15 protein-coding genes are annotated in these 18,646 nt (G+C 70.8%); 4 read left to right on the forward strand and 11 right to left on the reverse strand.

The genetic code is table 11. From position 1 onward, the window contains the following. The first annotated feature begins 81 nt into the window (after positions 1-81). The 4 genes from ABD292_RS09350 to ABD292_RS09365 all read left to right on the forward strand — a co-directional run bounded on the left by ABD292_RS09350 (position 82) and on the right by ABD292_RS09365 (position 4,148). Positions 82-1,107, forward strand: a complete 1,026-nt coding sequence (locus ABD292_RS09350) for a phosphotransferase family protein (RefSeq protein WP_344206667.1) — start codon at positions 82-84, stop codon at positions 1,105-1,107. Between the two features lie 34 nt (positions 1,108-1,141). Next, positions 1,142-1,894 carry an SDR family oxidoreductase gene (locus tag ABD292_RS09355; protein ID WP_344206668.1) on the forward strand — a complete coding sequence of 251 codons (753 nt, stop codon included), beginning with the start codon at positions 1,142-1,144 and terminating at the stop codon, positions 1,892-1,894. A 108-nt stretch (positions 1,895-2,002) separates the two neighbouring features. After that, on the forward strand, positions 2,003-3,394 hold the full coding sequence (locus ABD292_RS09360) for a GH39 family glycosyl hydrolase (protein WP_344206669.1): 1,392 nt from the start codon (positions 2,003-2,005) through the stop codon (positions 3,392-3,394). A 22-nt stretch (positions 3,395-3,416) separates the two neighbouring features. Next, the gene (locus tag ABD292_RS09365; protein ID WP_344206670.1) at positions 3,417-4,148 is read left to right on the forward strand and encodes a nucleoside/nucleotide kinase family protein; all 732 of its coding nucleotides are present in this window, start codon (positions 3,417-3,419) and stop codon (positions 4,146-4,148) included. Here the strand turns inward: ABD292_RS09365 and ABD292_RS09370 are convergent. From ABD292_RS09370 to ABD292_RS09420, 11 genes are all read right to left on the reverse strand, one after another. Next, on the reverse strand, positions 4,129-5,307 hold the full coding sequence (locus ABD292_RS09370; RefSeq protein ID WP_344206671.1) for a DUF418 domain-containing protein: 1,179 nt from the start codon (positions 5,305-5,307) through the stop codon (positions 4,129-4,131). The genes ABD292_RS09365 and ABD292_RS09370 overlap by 20 nt on opposite strands. Positions 5,308-5,401: 94 nt before the next feature. Continuing rightward, complete coding sequence (locus tag ABD292_RS09375) at positions 5,402-8,410, reverse strand: hypothetical protein (RefSeq protein ID WP_344206673.1); 3,009 nt, start codon at positions 8,408-8,410, stop codon at positions 5,402-5,404. 8 nt (positions 8,411-8,418) lie between these two features. Next, positions 8,419-9,735, reverse strand: a complete 1,317-nt coding sequence (locus tag ABD292_RS09380; protein ID WP_344206674.1) for a lipopolysaccharide biosynthesis protein — start codon at positions 9,733-9,735, stop codon at positions 8,419-8,421. Continuing rightward, complete coding sequence (locus ABD292_RS09385) at positions 9,728-10,531, reverse strand: polysaccharide deacetylase family protein (RefSeq protein ID WP_344206675.1); 804 nt, start codon at positions 10,529-10,531, stop codon at positions 9,728-9,730. Before ABD292_RS09385 ends, ABD292_RS09380 begins: the two co-directional genes overlap by 8 nt. Continuing rightward, positions 10,528-11,469: a glycosyltransferase family 2 protein gene (locus ABD292_RS09390; protein WP_344206676.1), complete on the reverse strand. Its 942-nt coding sequence runs from the start codon at positions 11,467-11,469 to the stop codon at positions 10,528-10,530. Before ABD292_RS09390 ends, ABD292_RS09385 begins: the two co-directional genes overlap by 4 nt. 21 nt (positions 11,470-11,490) lie before the next feature. Continuing rightward, a complete protein-coding gene (locus tag ABD292_RS09395) occupies positions 11,491-12,324 on the reverse strand; it encodes a glycosyltransferase family 2 protein (protein WP_329590913.1) in 834 nt (277 codons plus the stop codon). 147 nt (positions 12,325-12,471) lie between these two features. Beyond that, a complete protein-coding gene (locus ABD292_RS09400; protein ID WP_344206677.1) occupies positions 12,472-13,605 on the reverse strand; it encodes a GNAT family N-acetyltransferase in 1,134 nt (377 codons plus the stop codon). Continuing rightward, positions 13,602-13,973 carry a hypothetical protein gene (locus tag ABD292_RS09405; RefSeq protein WP_091078002.1) on the reverse strand — a complete coding sequence of 124 codons (372 nt, stop codon included), beginning with the start codon at positions 13,971-13,973 and terminating at the stop codon, positions 13,602-13,604. The genes ABD292_RS09400 and ABD292_RS09405 overlap by 4 nt, the downstream gene beginning before the upstream one ends. A 287-nt stretch (positions 13,974-14,260) precedes the next feature. Further along, positions 14,261-15,856: an RNA polymerase sigma factor gene (locus ABD292_RS09410; RefSeq protein WP_344206678.1), complete on the reverse strand. Its 1,596-nt coding sequence runs from the start codon at positions 15,854-15,856 to the stop codon at positions 14,261-14,263. Positions 15,857-15,957: 101 nt separating this feature from the next. Further along, positions 15,958-17,733 carry a substrate-binding domain-containing protein gene (locus tag ABD292_RS09415; protein ID WP_344206679.1) on the reverse strand — a complete coding sequence of 592 codons (1,776 nt, stop codon included), beginning with the start codon at positions 17,731-17,733 and terminating at the stop codon, positions 15,958-15,960. 191 nt (positions 17,734-17,924) lie between these two features. Continuing rightward, positions 17,925-18,560, reverse strand: a complete 636-nt coding sequence (locus tag ABD292_RS09420) for a cation efflux transmembrane domain-containing protein (protein ID WP_344206680.1) — start codon at positions 18,558-18,560, stop codon at positions 17,925-17,927. Between the last annotated feature and the right edge of the window lie 86 nt (positions 18,561-18,646).

Genomic DNA, 18,646 nt, shown 5'->3' on the forward strand with positions numbered 1-18,646 from the left:
GAATGCTCATCGTCGCAGGTCCGGAACGTTACAAAACTCTCAGGTATCGTTCAGGACCGAGTGACGTTCTAATGTGGGTCCATGACCGTACCTGGCATCGAGTGGCCCCGGCTGGTCGAGTGGATGGGCCGGAACGTGCCCGACGCCGGCGAGCCCCTGTCCGTGTCCCTGATCTCGGGCGGCAGGTCGAACCTGACCTACCTCGTCGAGGCGCGCGAGCGCAGGCTGGTGCTGCGCCGCCCGCCGCTCGGCCACGTGCTGCCCACCGCCCACGACATGCGGCGCGAGTGGCGCGTCATCTCCGCGCTCGCGCCGACCCCCGTGCCGGTGCCCGAGCCGGTCGCCTTCTGCGGCGACGAGGACGTGATCGGCGCGCCGTTCTACCTCATGGGGCACGTGCCGGGCACGGCCATGCGCACCAGGGAGGAGCTGGGCGACCCGCCGCCCGAGCACGTACGCCGGCTGTCGGAGCGGCTGGCCGAGGTGCTGGCCGCCATCCACGCCGTCGACTACCGCGAGGTCGGGCTCGGCGACTTCGGCCGGCCCGAGGGATACATGACCCGCCAGCTCGACCGCTGGTGCCAGCAGTGGGAGCGGTCGAAGACGGCCGACCTGCCGGAGTACGACCACCTCGTACGCCGCCTGCGCGACCGGCTCCCCCCGGAGACCCCCGGCACGCTCGTGCACGGCGACTACCGGCTGGACAACACCCTCGTCCGCGCCGGTGACCTGGAGATCCTGGCCGTGGTCGACTGGGAGATGTCCACCCTCGGCGACCCGCTGGCCGACCTGGGGCTCACGCTGACGTACTGGCACAGCCGCGGCGACGACGAGCGGGCGGGCATCCCGGTGGCCGGCGACGCCACGCTCACGCCCGGGTTCCTCGACGCGCCGGAGTTCGCCGAGCACTACGCGAAGGCGTCCGGCAGGGAGATCACCGACCTCGGCTTCTACGTCGCCTTCGGCAACTTCAAGCTCGCGGTCATCATCGAGGGCATTCACGCGCGCTTCCGCCAGGGTAAGACCGTGGGGGAGGGGTTCGACCGGATCGGCGCGGCCGTGCCGACGCTGATCGCGCGCGCCCACCGCACGCTCGACCAGGTCTGACCCGGCCGCGAGGCCCGACCCCCAGGGGAGTGTCATGAGCACAGTCGCATTGATCACCGGCGCGGCGAGCGGCATCGGCGCCGCCACGGCCCGCCGCCTGTCGGCGTCCGGCGCCCGGTGCGTCCTCGTCGACCTCGACGCCGAGGGCGTCGAACGGCTGGCCAAGGAGGTCGACGGCGCGTGGCTGGCGGCCGACGTCGGCGACCCGGAGTCCTCGCTGGAGGCCGTGGCCCTGGCCGAGCGCCGCTACGGGCGGCTGGACCTCGTGCATCTCAACGCCGGCATGACCGGGCGGGTGGACCTGGCCGACTTCGACCTCGACCGCTACCGCCAGGTCATGGGCGTGAACGTGGACGGCGTGGTGTTCGGGGCGCGGGCCGCCGTGCCACTGCTCGAACGCTCCGGCGGCGGCGCGATCGTGGTCACCGCGTCGCTGGCGGGGCTGGTGGGCTTCGCCGGCGACCCGATCTACACGATGACCAAGCACGCCGTGGTCGGCCTGGTGCGCGCGCTCGCCGAGCCGCTCGCGGCGCGCGGCATCCGCATCAGCGCGGTCTGCCCCGGCTTCACCGACACGCCGCTCGTGGCGGCGGCCAAGGAGATGTTCGCCAGCGCCGGGTTCCCGCTCCTCACGGCCGAGGACGTGGCCGCCGCCGTCGAGTCGGCCTTCTACACCGACACGCCGGGCACGCTCCTCGTCGTCCAGCCGGGACGGCAGCCGGTGCCCTACCGCTACGCCGGTGTGCCCGGCCCCGCGAGCGGTCAGCGGCCCCCGCAGGTGGAGTAGCAGGTTCGCGCACGGCAAGCCACATGCAAGCGGAGCTATTACTTTAAAGAGGGCCGGGCCCGTCGCCCGGCCCTCGAACGTTCCGCGACCATCCGTGAGGAGCCCTCCGTGATTCCGACCGACGGCCGGCACGCGCGCCGACGATCGCCCTGGCCCATCGCCGTGGGAGCGGGAATCCTCGCGGTGGTCCTGGTGGCGGGCATCATGGTCTACGCCTCGATGCGCTCGAAGTCCCGCGAGGGGTTCTCCGGCAGCGACGTGGCGACGGCCCAGCCCGAGGCGCCCGCCCCCACGCTGGCGGCGCCGCCCCAGCTCGACGCCTGGCCGCGCTGGGGCGTCACCCACACCCAGTACAGCGCCGACAACGAGCCCGAGGAGGTCGCCGAGCAGGCGAAGGGCGTGCTCGGGCGGGTGCCGATGCTGCAGAACCAGCACATCATGGGCTGGGGCGTGGGCAACCCGGAGCCGAGCCCCGGCCGGTTCAACTTCCGCGACCTCGACCGGCGGCTGACGTTCATGTCCTCGTCGCGCGCCGTGCCGGTCATCACGCTGTGCTGCGCGCCCGACTGGATGAAGGGCGGGCAGCCCGGCCGCACCGACTGGAGCAAGAACCACACGGTCGCGCCCGAGCCCGAGCACTTCGACGACTTCGCCGCGCTGGCGGCCCGGGTGGCCAAGCAGTACCCGACGGTCAAGCACTACATGGTGTGGAACGAGTTCAAGGGCTTCTGGGACACGACCACCAACAAGTGGGACGCCCGCGGCTACACCGAGATGTACAACAAGGTCTACGACGCGCTGAAGAAGGTCGACAAGGACATCCAGGTCGGCGGGCCGTACATGTCGATCGGCAACAGCGCGAGCCCCGACGCGCGCTCGGAGCTGAGCGGGCCTTGGGGCACGGTGGACCAGCGGGCGCTCGACGCGATCAGATACTGGATGCAGCACAAGAAGGGCGCCGACTTCATCGTCGTGGACGGCGCCTCGATGGCGAGCGACAAAGGGAACGTTCCCGACGACTTCGCCGCACTCGGCAAGTTCAGCGCGATCACCGGCTGGCTGCGGCAGCAGAGCGGCGACCTCCCGGTGTGGTGGGCCGAGTGGTACGTCGAGCCGGAGAACTCCGGCTGGAACGAGGACAAGCGCACGGCGGTCCAGGCCGCGGCGCTCATGGAGTTCGCGCGCAGCGGCGTGACGACGGCCCTCTACTGGAACCCGCAGCAGAAGGACGAGGGCGAGTGCCCCGGCTGCCTGTGGTCGCCCAAGGTGGGCGGCGAGCTGCCGATGGCGGGGCTGCTGAGCGGCTTCACCCGGTGGTTCCCGAACGGGACTCAGCTGACCGACGTCCAGTCCTCCGACCCCAGGGTGAAGGCGCTCGGCCAGGAACGCCAGGTCGTGATGGTCAACACGACGGGCGAGCAGCTGACCGCCACCGTGGACGGCCGCCAGGTCTCCTTCGCCCCCTATGAGATCAAGTGGGCCGGCCGGGGCGGCGCGTAGGCCCGTCGCTATCGTGGGGCGCGTGCCACAGGAGCCGCGTGACGTCCACTACTCGGTCTCGACCTGGCGGCAGCCGGTCCCGCCGCCGGCCTCGGCCGAGCGCGCCCGGCTCGTGGCCGACCTCGCCGGCCGGGTGCTCGCCCGGGGCTCCGGCCGGCTGCTGGTGGGCCTCGACGGCCTCACCGCGGCCGGCAAGACCAGCTTCGGCCACGAGCTGGCCGCCGAGCTCGCCGCCCGCGGCCGCACCGTCCTGCGCGCCACGCTCGACGACTTCAAGAGGCCGTGGAAGGACCGCCACCTGTACGACCGCGAGTCGGGCGAGGGCTACTACCGCAACGCCTACGACTACGACACGCTGAAGCGGGTCCTGCTCGACCCCTTCCGCTCGCCCCGGGCGGCCGAGTGCGCCCTGTGCTCCATCGACCCCCTGACCCAGGTCGACCACTCGGCCACCACGACCCCGCTGACCGCCGACGCGGTGCTCGTCGCCGACGGTGTCTTCGCCTTCCGCCCCGAGCTCGACGCCTACTGGGACTACCGAATCTGGATCGACGTCGACGCCGAGCTCTCGGTCCGCCGCGGCGCCGCCCGCGACCAGGACTGGGCCGGGCCGGCGGCCGAGGCGGTGCACCGCGACCGCTACCTCGTCGCCGCGCGGGTCTACCTCGCCGAGGCCGACCCGCTGGGGCGCGTGGACGCGATCGTCGACAACACCGCCTTCGACCGCCCCCGCCTCATCCGCCCGGCTGCATGACCGTGGAGGTGGGGCGGCGCCAGTACGTCAGGTGCCGCAGCCACCACTCCACCGGCCCGTACCTGTGCCGGCCGAGCCACCACCGGCTGTAGCCGACCTGGGCGGCGAAGACGGCGCAGGCGATCAGCACCTCCATCGGCGGGCTGACCCGGTCCATGAGCGCGAAGCCGTACCCGGTGAAGATCAGCGAGCAGATCAGCGACTGCGCCAGGTAGTTGGACAGGGCCATCCGGCCGGGAGCGGCGAGGACGCGGCCGAGGCCCGGCAGGCGCGGCAGCAGCCGCAGGAACGTGGCCGCGTACGCCGCCGCCAGCAGCGGGGCCGTCACCAGGTCCACCGCCTCGCCCCAGAACTTGTGCGCCATGCCGGTCCAGGCCGAGACGGTGTAGAAGAGCGCGCCGGACAACCCCACGGTGAAGCCGATCCACTGGAGCTTGCGCAACGCGTTCCAGTGGGCGGTGTGGTCGCGCAGGAGGCCGAGCTTGCCCACCGCCAGCCCGATGAGGCACGCCGCCAGCACCGCCGGTCCCTGGAAGAACACCCGCAGGACGAGGATCAGCGACAGCTTGCGTACGTGTTCTTCGACGATCTGCCCGAACCCGCCGACCAGCGCGGCGTCCGAGCGGGCGGCCTCGGCGGCCGTGTCGGCGACCGTATGGCTCATGTCGAGCCCGGCCGAGGTGAGGACGGCCAGCAGCACGAACGCCAGCGCGAGCAGCGCCGTCAGCCCGGCGGCCAGCAGGACCGCCGCCCGGGGCGTGATCCGGCGCAGCACCAGCAGGGCGACGCCCACCGCCGCGTACGTCGTCAGGATGTCGCCGGGGAACAGCAGCACCGCGTGCGCCAGTCCCAGCACGAACAGCCCGCCGAGCCGGCGGAGGAACATCGGCGTGAAGCGCAGGCTCTTCTGGGCTGCCGAGCCCAGCTGGAGCGTGAAGCTGTAGCCGAACAGGAAGGAGAACAGGAGATAGAACTTGTTCTCCAGGAACAACGTGACCATCCAGCGCACGGCCCAGTCGAGCGGGCCGTTGAACGCCGGTTCCGCCTGCCCGGCCATCCGGTAGCCGGAGGCCAGGAAGGCGATGTTCACGAGGAGGATGCCCAGCAGCGCGAAGCCCCTCAGCGCGTCGACTGAGGCGATCCGCGTGCCTCTACCCATTACGGGTGCTGCGTCCGGGATGGTGGAACGTGCCTGCTGTGATCTCATCACGGGTCATCATTCCGCAGAACCTGTGGGTTTCCTGTGAACGAAGTTAGTTATTTGCCGCGATATAGAGGAACCTCTCAATAATCACGGCGAACGCCACCACGAACGAGGGGATCGCCAGGTAGAGCAGCCGCCGCCTGGCCTTCCTCGCCCGGTTCGGGCCGTTGAGCCGGATGACCTCGTACCCGAAGAGCGTGGCCCACGTCAGGCCCAGCGCGGCGATGCCGACCGGGGTCCACGGCGAGGTGGGCTCGCCACGCGGCGTCTTGTACGGCCTCGGCTCCGGCGTCTCCGTGCCGCGGACGAACTTCTTCCAGGTGTAGAGCGCCGCGTCGGCGTTGGAGTAGACACGCTTGAGGTCGGGCGAGGCGTCCAGCGCCGCGCGGAACCGCTCGCCCCAGTCCGCCGGGTAGCCCTCGTTGAGCTGCAGGTAGCTCACCTGGCCGCGACTCACCATCAGGTAGGAGTTGCGCGGCTGCTCCTGCAGCGCCTTGACGGCGTCCGCGATCTGCGTCGGGTCCTTGTGGACCAGCGCCTGCACGTTGAAGCTGACGATCTCGACGTCCCGCTCGCCCCACGGCATGGTGGGCGTCACCTCGGGCCCCAGCTTGGGCACCAGGTAGAGCACGCGGGCGCTCGGCTTGTCGTTCGCGTAGACGTGGTGCAGGGCCTCCACCTCGCCGGTGGTGACCCGCTCGAACTTCTCGTTGCCGTAGCGGGCCATCAGGAACGCGAAGGCGAACAGCACCGCGAAGCAGGCCGCCAGCACCACCGAGAGCTTCTTGGTGAGCTGCGGGTTGAAGCGCACGTTGCGCCTGCGCAGCGGCACGGTCTCCTCGCGCACGTCCGCGCTGTCGGCCGGCAGGTTGGGGAAGAAGGCGTACGCGGCCAGCAGACACGCACCCGGCAGGGCGAACATGTAGATGCGCAGCCCGATCTCGCCGCCGTAGCTCTGCAGGCCGAGCGCCAGCACCGGCACGCAGAGCAGGATCAGCGCCGAGCGGTCGAACACGCCGCGCCGCAGCCGCCGCACCAGGCCGGTCGCGGCCAGGCTGAGGATCACCACGAGGATGCCGAGCCGGGCCTGCAGCACCCTGGCGTGCGCCGGGTCGCTGCCCTCGATGCGGTCGCCGGTGTTGCTGCGCAGGTTCTGCAGGATGTTGCCGAGACCGCCGAAGATCGCGTCGATCTGGCTCGACCAGAAGCCGACCGTCATGTAGCTGATCCAGGCCAGCACCGCCAGCCCGAGGAAGAACGGCAGCGCCCACGTCAGCGACGTCCGCTTGAAGATCAGGAACGCCGTCAGCACGCCCAGCATCATGAACGGCGTGATCTGGTGCGAGGCCACCGACGCCAGGAACAGCGCCACCAGCAGCATGAACATGAGCAGCTTGTCGGCGCGGAAGGTCCCCGTGTTGGCCAGCTCGCCCGGCGTCATCGCGTCCAGCCGGCCGATGAGCCTGCGCAGCCCCTTCGCCGGGATCGGCTTGGTGCGCGGCTCCACCCGCCCGAACCAGCGCAGCAGGATCGCCACCCACGCCAGGTAGAGCGCGAACGTGAAGCCCTGGGGCGAGAAGTAGTCCTGGCCGATCCACTGCACCAGCACGAACAGCAGCGCCGCGAACCAGCGCGCCCGTGTCGTCGCCACCACCTGGCGCAGGATCAGCACGAACGGCAGCAGGTAGAGCAGGTTGGACAGGAGCGGCGTCCACTGGAGGATCGTCGTCATGTCCTGGATGCCGGCCGCCTTCGTGACGAAGGCGAACAACGCGAAGAAGCCAGGCCAGCCCATGCGGGCGTCGATGCTGATCGCCGACTCGCCGGTCCTGCTGATGAACTCCACGAAGCCGGCGTGGATGTACGCGGTCGGGAACCGCGGCTCCGACGCGACCAGCGCGCCCGCGCCGTGCAGCGCGAACGTGATGGCGGCGATCTGGAACAGCAGCAGGAACTTGCGGTCGGTGCTCTGGGCGACCGTGACGAAGAACGACACGATCATGATCAGGATCGCCAGGAACGCCGTGGCCGGGAGGGCGGAGATCAGCCCGAGGCCGTCGATGTCGGCGGGATCCACGCCACGGAAGGGCCCCGGGGGGACCTTCAGGGCGAGGACGTACATGACCAGGCCCTCCAGTACCAGCAGTACGGGCAGCCACTTGGGCGCACTCGCCACCAACGCGCCGACCCGCCCCATGACACCCCCGGCCGCCCCGGCCCTCTTGGGCGGCGCGGCGACGGGCACGGGCGCGGGCTCGGGCGCGGCGGCGGGTGCCGGCGCGGCAGCGGTCTCCGGCTCGACGACGGGCTCGGGCGCGACGGCGGGAGCGACGGTGGGCGCGGACGCGGCACCGGACTCGGTCACGGCACCGGACTCGGGCGCGCGCTCAGGCGTCGCAGCGGGAGCGGGAGCAGGAGCGGGCGTGGGCTTGGCCTTGGCCTCGGGCTTGGTCTTGGCCGCGGGCTTGGCCTCGGGCTTGGCCTTGGCCTCGGGCTTGGGCGCGGGCTCCGCGACGTGAGCCGCCGCGCTCGACACGTCCTCCGCCTGCGCCCCGCCCGGCGCGTCCGCACCGAGAGCGATGGCCGTCCGCGACACAGCCCGCGTCGCCTCCGCCGCCCCCGCGGCGGTGTCGTCCTCGGCGGCGGGGCCGTCCCCGGACGTCTCCGGCTCGGCGAGAACGGGCATGGACACCGTTCCGGCGGCCGACAGTTCGGCCGCCTCCTTCACCGTCGGCGGCCGGCCGATGTGGAGAGCGGAGGGGATGCGGAAAGTGGCGGTCTGATCCGCCGCACGCTCGTCGTCATCCGCGTCGTCGACACGGGCCTCCCCGTCGGAGACACCCCCGTCGCCCTTGCCGTCAGCGGGGGCGCCGTCGCCGGCGGGTTCGCCGGAGCTCGGCCCGGGACCACGGCCGGAAGGTTCCTCGTCGAACGTCAGCCTGGGGATGACCCCCGTAGCGTCCGGGTCGAAGGGCACCTCCGACTCCTCCTTGTCCCCACGCACGTCCGAGGAGCCGCCGCTCACCATTCTCACGCCATCGCCGTCCGGTTGCCTCACGCTGACCATCATGAGGCCCCGGACAACCCCTGGGTGACAGTCTCGCGCCCGGTCTCGTCAATTTTGAGAATCTTACGTAGCTTTCCAAAGATCAAAAGAGCCATGAGGATCTCGCTGAGGAGCAGTCCGTACCCAACCGCGTTCACATTAGCGAACGGGAACAGGGCCATCGTGGAGACCAGCACCAGCGCGGCGAGCCCGATCTGCACGGCCGCGAGCGTGCGCGCCTTGCTCTGCGCCCGCAGCGCGCTCAGGTACACCTCGATCAGCACCCGGGGCAGCACGGCCAGCGACATCAGCCGCAGCAGCAGCGTGCCCTCCTCGGCGAACTCCGAGCCGAAGATGGTCAGGATGAGCGGCGCGCCCAGGATCACCACGGCGATGATCGGCGTCACGATCATGAACGCCCGCCGCAGCGCCCGCCGGCAGTTCTCGGCGAGCCGCGCCCGGTCGAAGGAGCCCTCGACGGTGAGCGAGACGGCCATGTTCATGGCCAGCAGCTCGATCATGCTCGCCAGCGTGTGGGCCATGGAGAAGCGCCCGAACGTGGCCTCGCCCACCTGCGTGGCGACCACCACGGGCACCAGGTAGACGATCGCCAGGATCGACAGCGTGCCGGGGAAGTCGCCGGCCAGGAACCTCCCGACCTCCCGCAGCTGCGGCGGCTCCTGCGCCGGATCGGCCTGCTTGACGTGCCGCGGCACGACGAAGCCGAAGATCAGCCAGTTGATCGGGATGAGCGCGAGCGCGGTCGGGATCATCCAGGAGACGAAGATCCCGCCCGTGGGCAGCGCGCCCGCCAGCGCGACCAGCAGCCCCATCTTGACCAGGCCGAAGACGAGGTTGTTGAACGGCACGATGGTCGCCCGCCGCAGCCCGGTCAGCACCACGTCCTGGAGCGTGAACACCGCCCACACGAGCACGGACCCGAGGAAGAACAGCCCGGGCCCGAACCCGCCGAGCACCTGGTACGTCTGCCCCCACATCGGCAGGGTCAGCAGGAAGCCGAGCGCCGCCACCCCCCCGGTGGCGGCGGCCAGCCCGTACCCCCTGAGGATCAGCTCAGGGGTGCGGCGGCCCGCCACCGGCAGGAAGCGGGCCAGCGCGCCGACGAAGCCGAGCGCGGTCAGCGACGCGAACAGCCGCATCGCGGTGATGACGGCCTGCCCGCGGCCGAACTCCTCGGGCGTGTAGTAGTGCGCGGCGAGCAGCCAGTAGCCCATGCCGAGCACGCCGGTGACGACGGTGTTGGCCATGAGGGCGTAGCCCTGGCGGAACAGCGGGTTGCGCAGGTCGTGGAGGATCCTGGCCCGGACGCTAGACATTTCCGCGCACCCGCTGCAGCCCGTACCTCGTGCGCCGCACGACCGCGTACCCCTTGGTGAGGATGCGCTCGCGCAGGTAGATGAGGGGCACGGCGTTGCCTTCGACGGCGCGCTTGAACATGCCGATGGTCTGGCCCTTGCCGACCGTCAGCCGGGGGATGGCGAGGATGTCGTGGCGATCGGCGGCGATCGAGTTGCTGACGGCGCAGGCGGCGAAGTAGCCCGCCTTACGCACCTCGCGGCGTACGCGGGCGCTGCTGTAGCCGTAGGGGTAGGCCATGGTGGCGACCGGCGCGCCGATCTTCTCCTCCAGCAGGCCCTTGTTCCTGCGCAGCTCCTGGCGCAGCTCGTCGTCGCGGAGCTGGTCGAGCTGGGGGTGGCTGTGGCTGTGGCCGCCGATCTCGATGCCGGTCTGCGCGGCCTCGCGGGCCTGCCCCCAGGACAGCATGGCGTCCAGGGGGCGGCCCGCGGCCTCGGCTCCGGCGTCGGCGACCCAGCCGCTGGTCAGGAAGACCGTGGCGGGGAAGCCGTAACGCTCCAGCAGCGGCAGCGCGTGGCTGTGGAAGTCGGCGTAACCGTCGTCGAAGGTCAGCACGATCGGCTTGGCCGGCACGGTGTGACCGTCGATCCCGTTGAGCGCGGCCACCAGGTCGCCCAGGGTGAGCGGGGTGAAGCCGGCGCCCTTCAGGTGGTCGAGCTGCTCCTCCAGGTCGCCGGGACGCACCGCGTGCGGCTTGGTCTCGTCGTTGGGCGCGTCTGTGACGGAGTGGTACATAAGGATCGGTACGCGGGTCATGACCGCGCCGCCTTCAGCCGCGCGGAGCCGACCACGTAGCCCCAGGTCGTCCAGGCCAGCCCGATGACGATCGCGAACGCCCGGCCGAGCCCGCCGAGGTCGCCGCGCAGCGCCTCGCCAAGGCCGCGCAGCGCGCCCAGCGGCAGCGTCTTCATGGCGTGGGCGCGCTCGCTCGACAGCCCGTCCTGGGTGCCGACCTCCTTCGTCACCAGCGCCTTCGACAGCCCTTCCGCGTAGCACCGCGACCGGAAGTAGGCGAACCGCTCCCGCTGCAGCGACACCTTGTGACCGATGAGCGCGCGCGGCTCGAACAGCATGACCGAGCCGGGCTTGCGCTGGCTCAGCCGGATGCAGAACTCGGTCTCCTCGCAGCCCAGCGGGCGCGACTTGCGCCCCTGCACGCTGCGCCCGATGCCGCTGTGGAAACCGCCCACCTCGGACACGGCGTCGCGCAGGAACGCGGCGTTTCCGCCCATGACGTTGCGGATCGGCGCGCGCACCGCGGGCATGCCGCGGTAGCTGCAGCCGACCGTCCAGTCGAACTCGTACGGGAACCACCCCGGCCGCCGCCCCGAGGCCCAGATGGGCTCGGTGCGGCCGCCAACGCCCACCACGCCGGGTTCCTGGAAGCCCTCCTCCAAAGCTTCCAGCCATCCCGGGTCGGCCACCGCGTCGTCGTCGAGGAAGGCGACGATCTCGCCTGCCGCGGTCGCGACGCCGGTGTTCTTGCCACCGGACAGGCCCTTGTCGTGCGTGTTCTCCACGACGACGGCCTGCGGGTATTCGCGCTTGAGCTTGAGATGCAGCTCGGGGTTGTGGTCGACCACCAGGATCAGCTCGTGTGCCGGGCGTGTCTGGTTCTCGACCGACTCGACTGCTTGCCTGATGTCCTCCCACCGGTCCTCGGTGTAGACGCAGATGACAACAGACGTGTTCACAACAGGCCTCTTAACGGAAAATTACGCGACGCCCCGGTCGGCGGCGGGCCGGGCCGTGGGCTCGGGCTGCGGAGCGCTGGGCTGGCGGCGCCACTCCTTCAGGATGGTCTTGAGCACGCGGAAGCCGTCCCGCACGACGTGCAGGTTGCTTTCACCGTGGATGCGGTTGCGCTCGTGACTGGGCACCTCATGAACCTTAAGCCCCGCCTTGGCCGCACGCACGTTCATCAGCGTCTCGACCTCGAAGCCGTCGCAGTCGAGGTTGAGCACGTCGAGGTGGCGGGCCCAGAAGGCGTTGTAGCCGTAGCACAGGTCGGTGTACTTGGTGTTGTACATCACGTTGACGATGCCGGTGAGGACCTTGTTGCCCAGACGGCGGTTGACCGTCAGGTCGTCGCTGCCGCCACCCGAGGCGTAGCGCGAGCCCTTCACGAAGTCGGCGCCGGTGACCAGCGCGCCCACGAAGTTGATGATTTCGCGGCCGTCGGTGGATCCGTCGGCGTCGATCATCACGATGATGTCGCTGGTGCAGGCGGCGAAGCCGGCGGCCAGGGCGTCGCCCTTGCCCTTGCCGGTCTGGGTGACCACCTTGACGTTGGGACGCAGGCGCTTGGCCACGGCCACCGTGTCGTCGGTGGAGTTGCCGTCGACGAGGACGATCTCGTCGATCCACTGCGGGATCGTGGCGAAGACGTGCGGCAGGTTCTCCGCCTCGTTCATGGCCGGCACGACCACGCTCACCGTCGGAGAGATGGCGAGGTGCGGGGTGACGGGCGTGAAGCTGCTGGGCGGTGGCATGGAACGGAGGGGCGAGGTGTGTGCCTTGCCGTTGTGCTTGGTGATCTCGGGACTCATGGCGAGGGATATCCTTCCGTGGCCCTCCCCTGCGAGCCGGCCTGCACCGTTCCCGGGTGCTGCGGAAACGGCGATGCCGGTGAGGGTGCATCGGAGGTGCCTGTGGAGTGAGGGTGTACGGGATGCCGGACTGCTGGGTGGGAGCGGTCAGCGCGCTCCCGTCGCTTCGTTCGCTACTGCGTTGGGTGACTCCTGTTGCTGCTGCATCGAGGTGCGCACCCGACCGAAGCCCTTGAGGACGCGGTCGGCCGCTCTATAGAGAGACGGCCGATCAAGGACAATTGTTCGGGCTTTGTTCAAAGGAGTTCGGCCCATCCAGTGCACGGCCGCTGACGCGGACGGTCGTGACACCCGGCCCTCGGCGACGTAGAGGGTGCCGCTCTTGAGCCAGTCCTTGTACTCCTTGCCGCCCTTGCCCATGTCGACCATGTGCAGACCCGACTTCGCGGCGGCCTCGGCCATCTGCAGATGGTGGACGATGCCGGGGGAGTAGCGGGCGTACTCGGTGTCGTAGGCGGGGAACCACCCTACAAGCGTGGTCGCCGTACGGAGGCCGAAATGCCCGGCCACCGGTACGTCACCGGCATAGAGCATGGTCAGAACGCCCCCGAAGTCCGATGCGTTCTCGGCATGCATCATCTCGGTCAGCTCGACGATCCACGGCTGGGCGAAGCGGTCCACCCGGCCGGTGCGGCGGTACTGGTCGGACTTCCAGGCCAGCAGGATCCGCAGGACCTCCGGATCGGGCGTGGACCACGCGAAACGCAGCTCGCCCTGCTCGCGGCCGAGCTTGCGCTCCTTGTAGCGAACGGTCTTGAGGTTCTTCGGCGAGTTGGACTTCACCTGCTCCAGCCAGGCGTCGAAGCCCTGGGTGAAGTCCATCACGGGGGCGGGGCGGACGTCCTGCTCGTAGGGAGCGAACGTCGGCTGCCCGGCCACGAGGTGGTCGAAGTCGAACACGCTGAGCTTGCAGGCGCGCAGCAGCGCCTTGGCGTCGAGCTTCAGCTCCGGGCTCGCGATCAGGCCGTGGCACGTGGTCAGGAAGCCGCCGAGCGGCTTGCCGATGCCGAAGCTGTGCCGCTCGTACGGGAAGAACCCGGCGATGCGGCCGCCGTCGCTGATGACCGCCACCCTCACGTAGTCGCGCAAGCGGTCCATGGCGACGGCGAACTCGACCGACAGGAACGGGTTGTCCAGACTCGGGTCGGCCTTCTGCAGCTCACGCCATCGGTCGCGCTCGGCCTCGCCGAGCTCTCCCGGCCGAACTACCTGGATTTTCACCTTGCCCTGGCCCCCTGTTCGGTCTGCATGCTCTTCCCCCGGTACAAGACGCGCAGCACGTACATGAACCCGCCGAGCACGGCCACGGTGGCGACACCGGCCCTGGGGGACCAGGCTCCGAACAGGAGCATGGCCTCGGCGAGCAGAACGTTCATGACGAGACTTGCCGCGGCTCCCACGGATAGTGCGGCGAGGGGGTCACGATCGCGCAACAGTCCCACTACCGCCGCTCCCGGCACGACCAGGAGGAACAAGGAGATGAGGAAGGGGCGCAGCGGCGTCTCGATGTCGAACAGCGCCACCGCTGCTCCGGCGACGCAGGCCAGCCCCACCAGCCAGGCGAGGGCCTTACGGCGTTGCTTGAGCATTTCCTTGACTCTCTCCTGCTCTCGACTGGTCACAGCACGATTGATCGCAGTTCATGGGACCAATCCGTGCCCGGACACGTCAATGCCGACGCTTGGCGACGCGCCTCGGTTTACCGGCAGGAAGAGGTTTCTTGTGTGACCTTCGGCACACACTTGAGCAATCTCCGGCCCCGACGCGGTCTCCAAGCACACCAGAATGCCCTATCCGGCACAGGATCCACGAGTCGGGGTCCGTTACATCCCCGTTTGTCGATTAAATTCCAATCTACTGTCGGTAGATGCCCGCTTTATTCCCGATTCATGCCATCCGATGTAGAACTCGCCATTCCTGTAGGAGTGGCGACGGGTTCTGTGGAGGTCGGCACGGGGTCGTGGTCGGGCTGTCCGGGGTCGTCGGGCTGGCTGCCCTCCCAGCTCAGTGAGCAGGTCGAGGTGCCGCCGTTCGAGGTGAACGACACCCGCCCGTCGCCCGCTTCCTCGGGGTCCGTCACCGTCACCCGGACCCGTACCGAGCCGCCGGCCTTGATCGACCCGCTCGCGGGGGAGACCTCCAGCCCCTGGGAGGCCGTCGCCACCCAGGACACGGCGGCGCCCCTGGCGCTCAGCCCGATCTGCGCCACGCCGTCGATCGCCTTCGGGCAGGACGTGCCGAGCCGGGGCACGGGGGCGGGGCGGCGGGTGTTCCGCACCGGGGCCCGCCTCGGCGGAGTGGAGGGCAGGGTCGCCGGCCGGGTGGTCGGCCGCGTGGCCGCCGGCCGGTCGTCCGGCGTGGTCCGGCGCGAGGCCGACGGGCTCGGCTCCGGCGACGGCGTCACCTCGTCCTGGTCCGGCACCGGGTCCGGGCTCTCGTCATAGGCGGGCGGCACGGAGGACGCGGACGGCACGGCGGACGCGGTCGGCGCGGGCGCGAACCGCAGCGACGTCTTGTCCGCCGCCTCGCCTCCGTTGATCACGACCACCGCCCCGGTCGCCGCCAGCACGCACGCGCCCGCCAGCACCACCGGCGCGAGGCGGCGGGGCCTGCGCCGGCGGGAGCGGCGCTCGCCCGCCACCGGGAACCCGGCCCGGTCGAAGCCCTCGCCGCGCTCCAGGATCAGGGTGCGGGCCTGGTCGCGCCCGGGGCTCACGCTGGTCTCGATCACCCGGCGGCGCAGGGAGAGCGGCGGGTACCCGACCGGCACCAGGTCGAGCAGCCGCCCCCCGTCCACCTGGCCGCGCCGCCGCTCGCCGCACACCTCGCAGCCGCCGATGTGCCCGGACAGCCGCCGGCGCAGCAGCGGCGTGAGCGGGCCTTCCCAGGAGTCGACCATCGCCGACAGGTCCGGGCAGTGCGCCCGTCCGGTCCTCGCCAGCACCACGGCCGCGACGGCGATCTCCAGGTGGTCGCGGGCCCTGGTCAGCCGGGTCACGGCCTGCCGCGAGGTCAGCGCCAGCACCGCGCCGACCTCGGACGGGGTGAGGCCGTGACGCAGCGACAGCTCCAGCACCTCGCGGTCGACGCCGGTCAGCTCGCCCAGCGTCTCGTGCACCAGGTCGGCCAGCTCGGGATCGGGCTGCCCGTCCGGGTCGGGCAGCGGCGGGCCCTGCGGCGGCGTGCCGCGGTGCGCCAGCCGGGCTCCGACCTGGGACCTGGTCAGCGCGTACAGCCAGGGGCGCAGCCGGCCGGGCTCCCGCAGCCGCTCGATCCAGCCCTGGGCGCTGACCAGGGCGTCGTGCACGGCGTCGGCCGACAGGTCAGGCTCGCCCGTCAGGCAGTAGGCGTAGTCGTGCAGCCGTTCGCCGTAGGAGTCGAAGAGCGCGGCGGGGGCGTCGGCGTCCGCGCGCCGCAACGCCTCCACCAGGTCGTGGTCAGCGGCGCGATCGACGGTCGGCCATCCAGGCACGGATTCCCTCCCCGCGGGTAGACGGGCCCTTGAGCCCCACGCGGAGAGGACGCGCCCTTGTTCGTGGGGGTTCGCCCGTCATGCCCGATGGGCATGAAACGTCAGCCGTCGCAGTTGGGCGTGCAGAGGCGGCGTTCCATGCCCTGAAGGAAGAAGTCGCGGACCTGGAGGACGTCCTTGGCGATGTACGCCTCGCCGCCGGTGGCCTTCGCCACCGCGTCCATCTGCTGCTTGCCCTTCTCCGCCTCGGGCCCGAACGCGATGAGCAGGATGCTGATCGGCCGCTTCGGGTTGTAGGTCTTCTTGAGGTAGTCCAGCAGCCCGGCGTTGGACAGGCCGCCGTCGGGGTCGTCGTTGCCCGCGCCGTCCGTCAGGATCAGCAGCGTGTTGATCTTGTCTTCCTTGTACGTCTTGGTGAGCTGCCCGTAGGCCGCCTTGACCGTGTCGTTCAGCCCGGTGTCGCCGGTGGCCTTGGCCTGCACCTGCGCGAACGTCCTGACCAGCGTCTCCTTGCGCAGCACGCCGTTGATCGACTCGCTGACCGGGCCGACCGACACCAGCTCCCGCCAGTCCTTGCCCTGCCCGTCGAGGTGCGTGGAGAACGTCCACAGCCCGAGCTCCGAGTCGGCGGGGAACAGCGCCAGCCCCTCGGTGGCGATCTTGTTGATGGCCTGCATGCGGGTCATGCCCGTGCCCGGCACCGGCAGCGCCATCGTCCCCGAGACGTCGAGCAGCGTGAGCAGCCGGGTGCCGAGGTTCAGCCGGGACCAGGTCTGCACCATCCGCGTCACGGTCGCCGCGTCCGGCGGGGTCAGCGCCTGCGGCGTCTCCTGCGCGAAGCCCTTCTCCTTCGACAGGTTGTCGCCCGCCTTGCCGTCGGCGCTGCGGAACCCGGCCTCGCGCAGGATCTTCTTGGCCGAGTCGCCGGACAGCTCCTTCTTGAAGCCCGCCGCCGCCTTGAGCGTCGCGGCGTCCTTGGTGAGGACCGTCATCGGGTAGTCGAGGCTGAGCGTGCCCTCCTCGGGATAGAGGGCGACGATCGGGGCCTCGGGCTTGCGCGTGTTGTGGACGTAGACCGCCTGCTCGGAGGCCACGCCCACCGGCACCCGGCTGCCCGACTTCACGGTGAGGCTGGCCAGCAGCGCCGAGGAGTCGGAGGCGAGCTGGCCCGACAGCTCCTTGAGCGCTCCCACGAGCGCCTTGTCCTGCTTGGCGGCCTTGGCCGTGCCCGCGGCGGCGAGCAGCGCGGTGAGGCCGGCCGAGTTCTTCTGCGGGTCGAGGGCGAGCACCCGGACCTTCCTGCCGGGCCCGTCCACGTTGGCCACGTTCGCCGCCGCGATGAGGGCGGTCCAGCTCGGCTTGAGCGTGCCCTCCAGCTTCGCCGCGGACGTCTTGGCCGTCGCCAGCACGACGGGGGAGAGCGCGACGGAGCCGTCCGGGCGCGGCAGCGCGTCCCCGCCGCCGGCGGCCGCGCGCATGCTCTCCAGCAGCAGGCTGGAGTCGGCCACCCAGAAGTCCGCGTTCGACTTGCCCGCGGCGATCGCGTTGGCGGTCCTGGCCGCCGACTCCTTGGTCACCGTCACGTCCACGCACTTGCTGTCGACGGAGTGCATGGCCTTGTTATAGTTGCCAGCGATCTTGTTGAGCGCCGGCTGGATGTCCGGCGTGGCGACGACGCGCAGCGCGAGCTTGCCGTCCGAGCAGTCGTGGTCGCGGTTGAAGATGACGAACGCGGCCACACCGAGGAGCACCGCCAGCGCCACGGCGCCGGCCAGCGGCACGAGCACGCGGCCCCGGCTGCTGCGCGCCCTGCGGCGCGAGGGGGGTTCGGCGGCCCGGTATCCGCCGTCGAGCTCGTCTGTGCGGTGTCGCCCCACGATGTCCTCTTCGGTGTGTCGTGACCTTCCGGAGACCCTAGCGGGAGTTGCTCCGCAATACTCCGGGAACGATACTCGGTGCGGTCAGTGGTGCAAAACAGCCCTTTTGGTGCGGTGATGACGCACGGTGACCAAACCAAGTCGCTGCGGGACCGGTGACAGGGGGTGCGAGAACCTTCGACCGTACGCGGTCAGTGGCAGCAGGCATGGCCGCGCCAGGCCCGCGCGCCCTCGCGTACGCCCACCGCCGCGAGCGCCAGCGCCATCGCCGGGTCCGCCCACCACCAGCCCAGCGTGTTGAGCCAGAGCCCGGCGAGCACCCCGGCCGCCATCGCGCCGCAGATGAGGTTCTGCGTGCCCTCGCCCGCGGTCGCCGCCGAGCCCAGTCGGCGGGCGAGCCTGCGCTTGACCAGGCCCAGCACCGGCATGCCGATCAGGCTGACGGCCGTCACCACGATGCCGAGCGCGCTCGGCGCCGCCCGCTGGCCCTCGCCCAGGTCGTACGCCACGTGCGCCACGAGATAGGGGGCCAGCAGCCAGAAGCTCACGGCGACCGCCCGCCTGGCCGTGCCCTCCGCCCCCGGCGACAGCGTGCGCGAGCCGGTGAACCGCCACAGCACGATCAGGCTGGCCGCCGCCTCGACCAGCGCGGACAGCGCCCAGCCGATGAGCGCCACCGAATGCGCCGCCATCCCGGCCACCAGGCCGAGCGTGCTCTCCACGCCGAGCCAGCCGAGCGTGACCAGGGAGAGCGCGCGGGCTGCGCGGGCGTCGCCCAGCCACTCGGCCGACACCACGGGAAGCTCGTGGATCCGCTGCTCAGACATGACGAACCTCCCGGTGACCCTGAGTTACCTACCCGTCACCGTACGCGAGAAAGGCGTCCGCCCCGCCAAGGAATGGCCAAGATCGG

The organism is Nonomuraea bangladeshensis, from assembly GCF_039529455.1.
Taxonomy (GTDB): domain Bacteria; phylum Actinomycetota; class Actinomycetes; order Streptosporangiales; family Streptosporangiaceae; genus Nonomuraea; species Nonomuraea bangladeshensis.

Coding starts and splice junctions, on each gene's coding strand:
- ABD292_RS09380 (WP_344206674.1), bottom strand. CDS start 9,735: ATGTCTAGCGTCCGGGCCAGGATCCTCCACGACCTGCGCAACCCGCTG.
- ABD292_RS09355 (WP_344206668.1), top strand. CDS start 1,142: ATGAGCACAGTCGCATTGATCACCGGCGCGGCGAGCGGCATCGGCGCC.
- ABD292_RS09395 (WP_329590913.1), bottom strand. CDS start 12,324: ATGAGTCCCGAGATCACCAAGCACAACGGCAAGGCACACACCTCGCCC.
- ABD292_RS09405 (WP_091078002.1), bottom strand. CDS start 13,973: ATGCTCAAGCAACGCCGTAAGGCCCTCGCCTGGCTGGTGGGGCTGGCC.
- ABD292_RS09385 (WP_344206675.1), bottom strand. CDS start 10,531: ATGACCCGCGTACCGATCCTTATGTACCACTCCGTCACAGACGCGCCC.
- ABD292_RS09370 (WP_344206671.1), bottom strand. CDS start 5,307: ATGGGTAGAGGCACGCGGATCGCCTCAGTCGACGCGCTGAGGGGCTTC.
- ABD292_RS09420 (WP_344206680.1), bottom strand. CDS start 18,560: ATGTCTGAGCAGCGGATCCACGAGCTTCCCGTGGTGTCGGCCGAGTGG.
- ABD292_RS09350 (WP_344206667.1), top strand. CDS start 82: ATGACCGTACCTGGCATCGAGTGGCCCCGGCTGGTCGAGTGGATGGGC.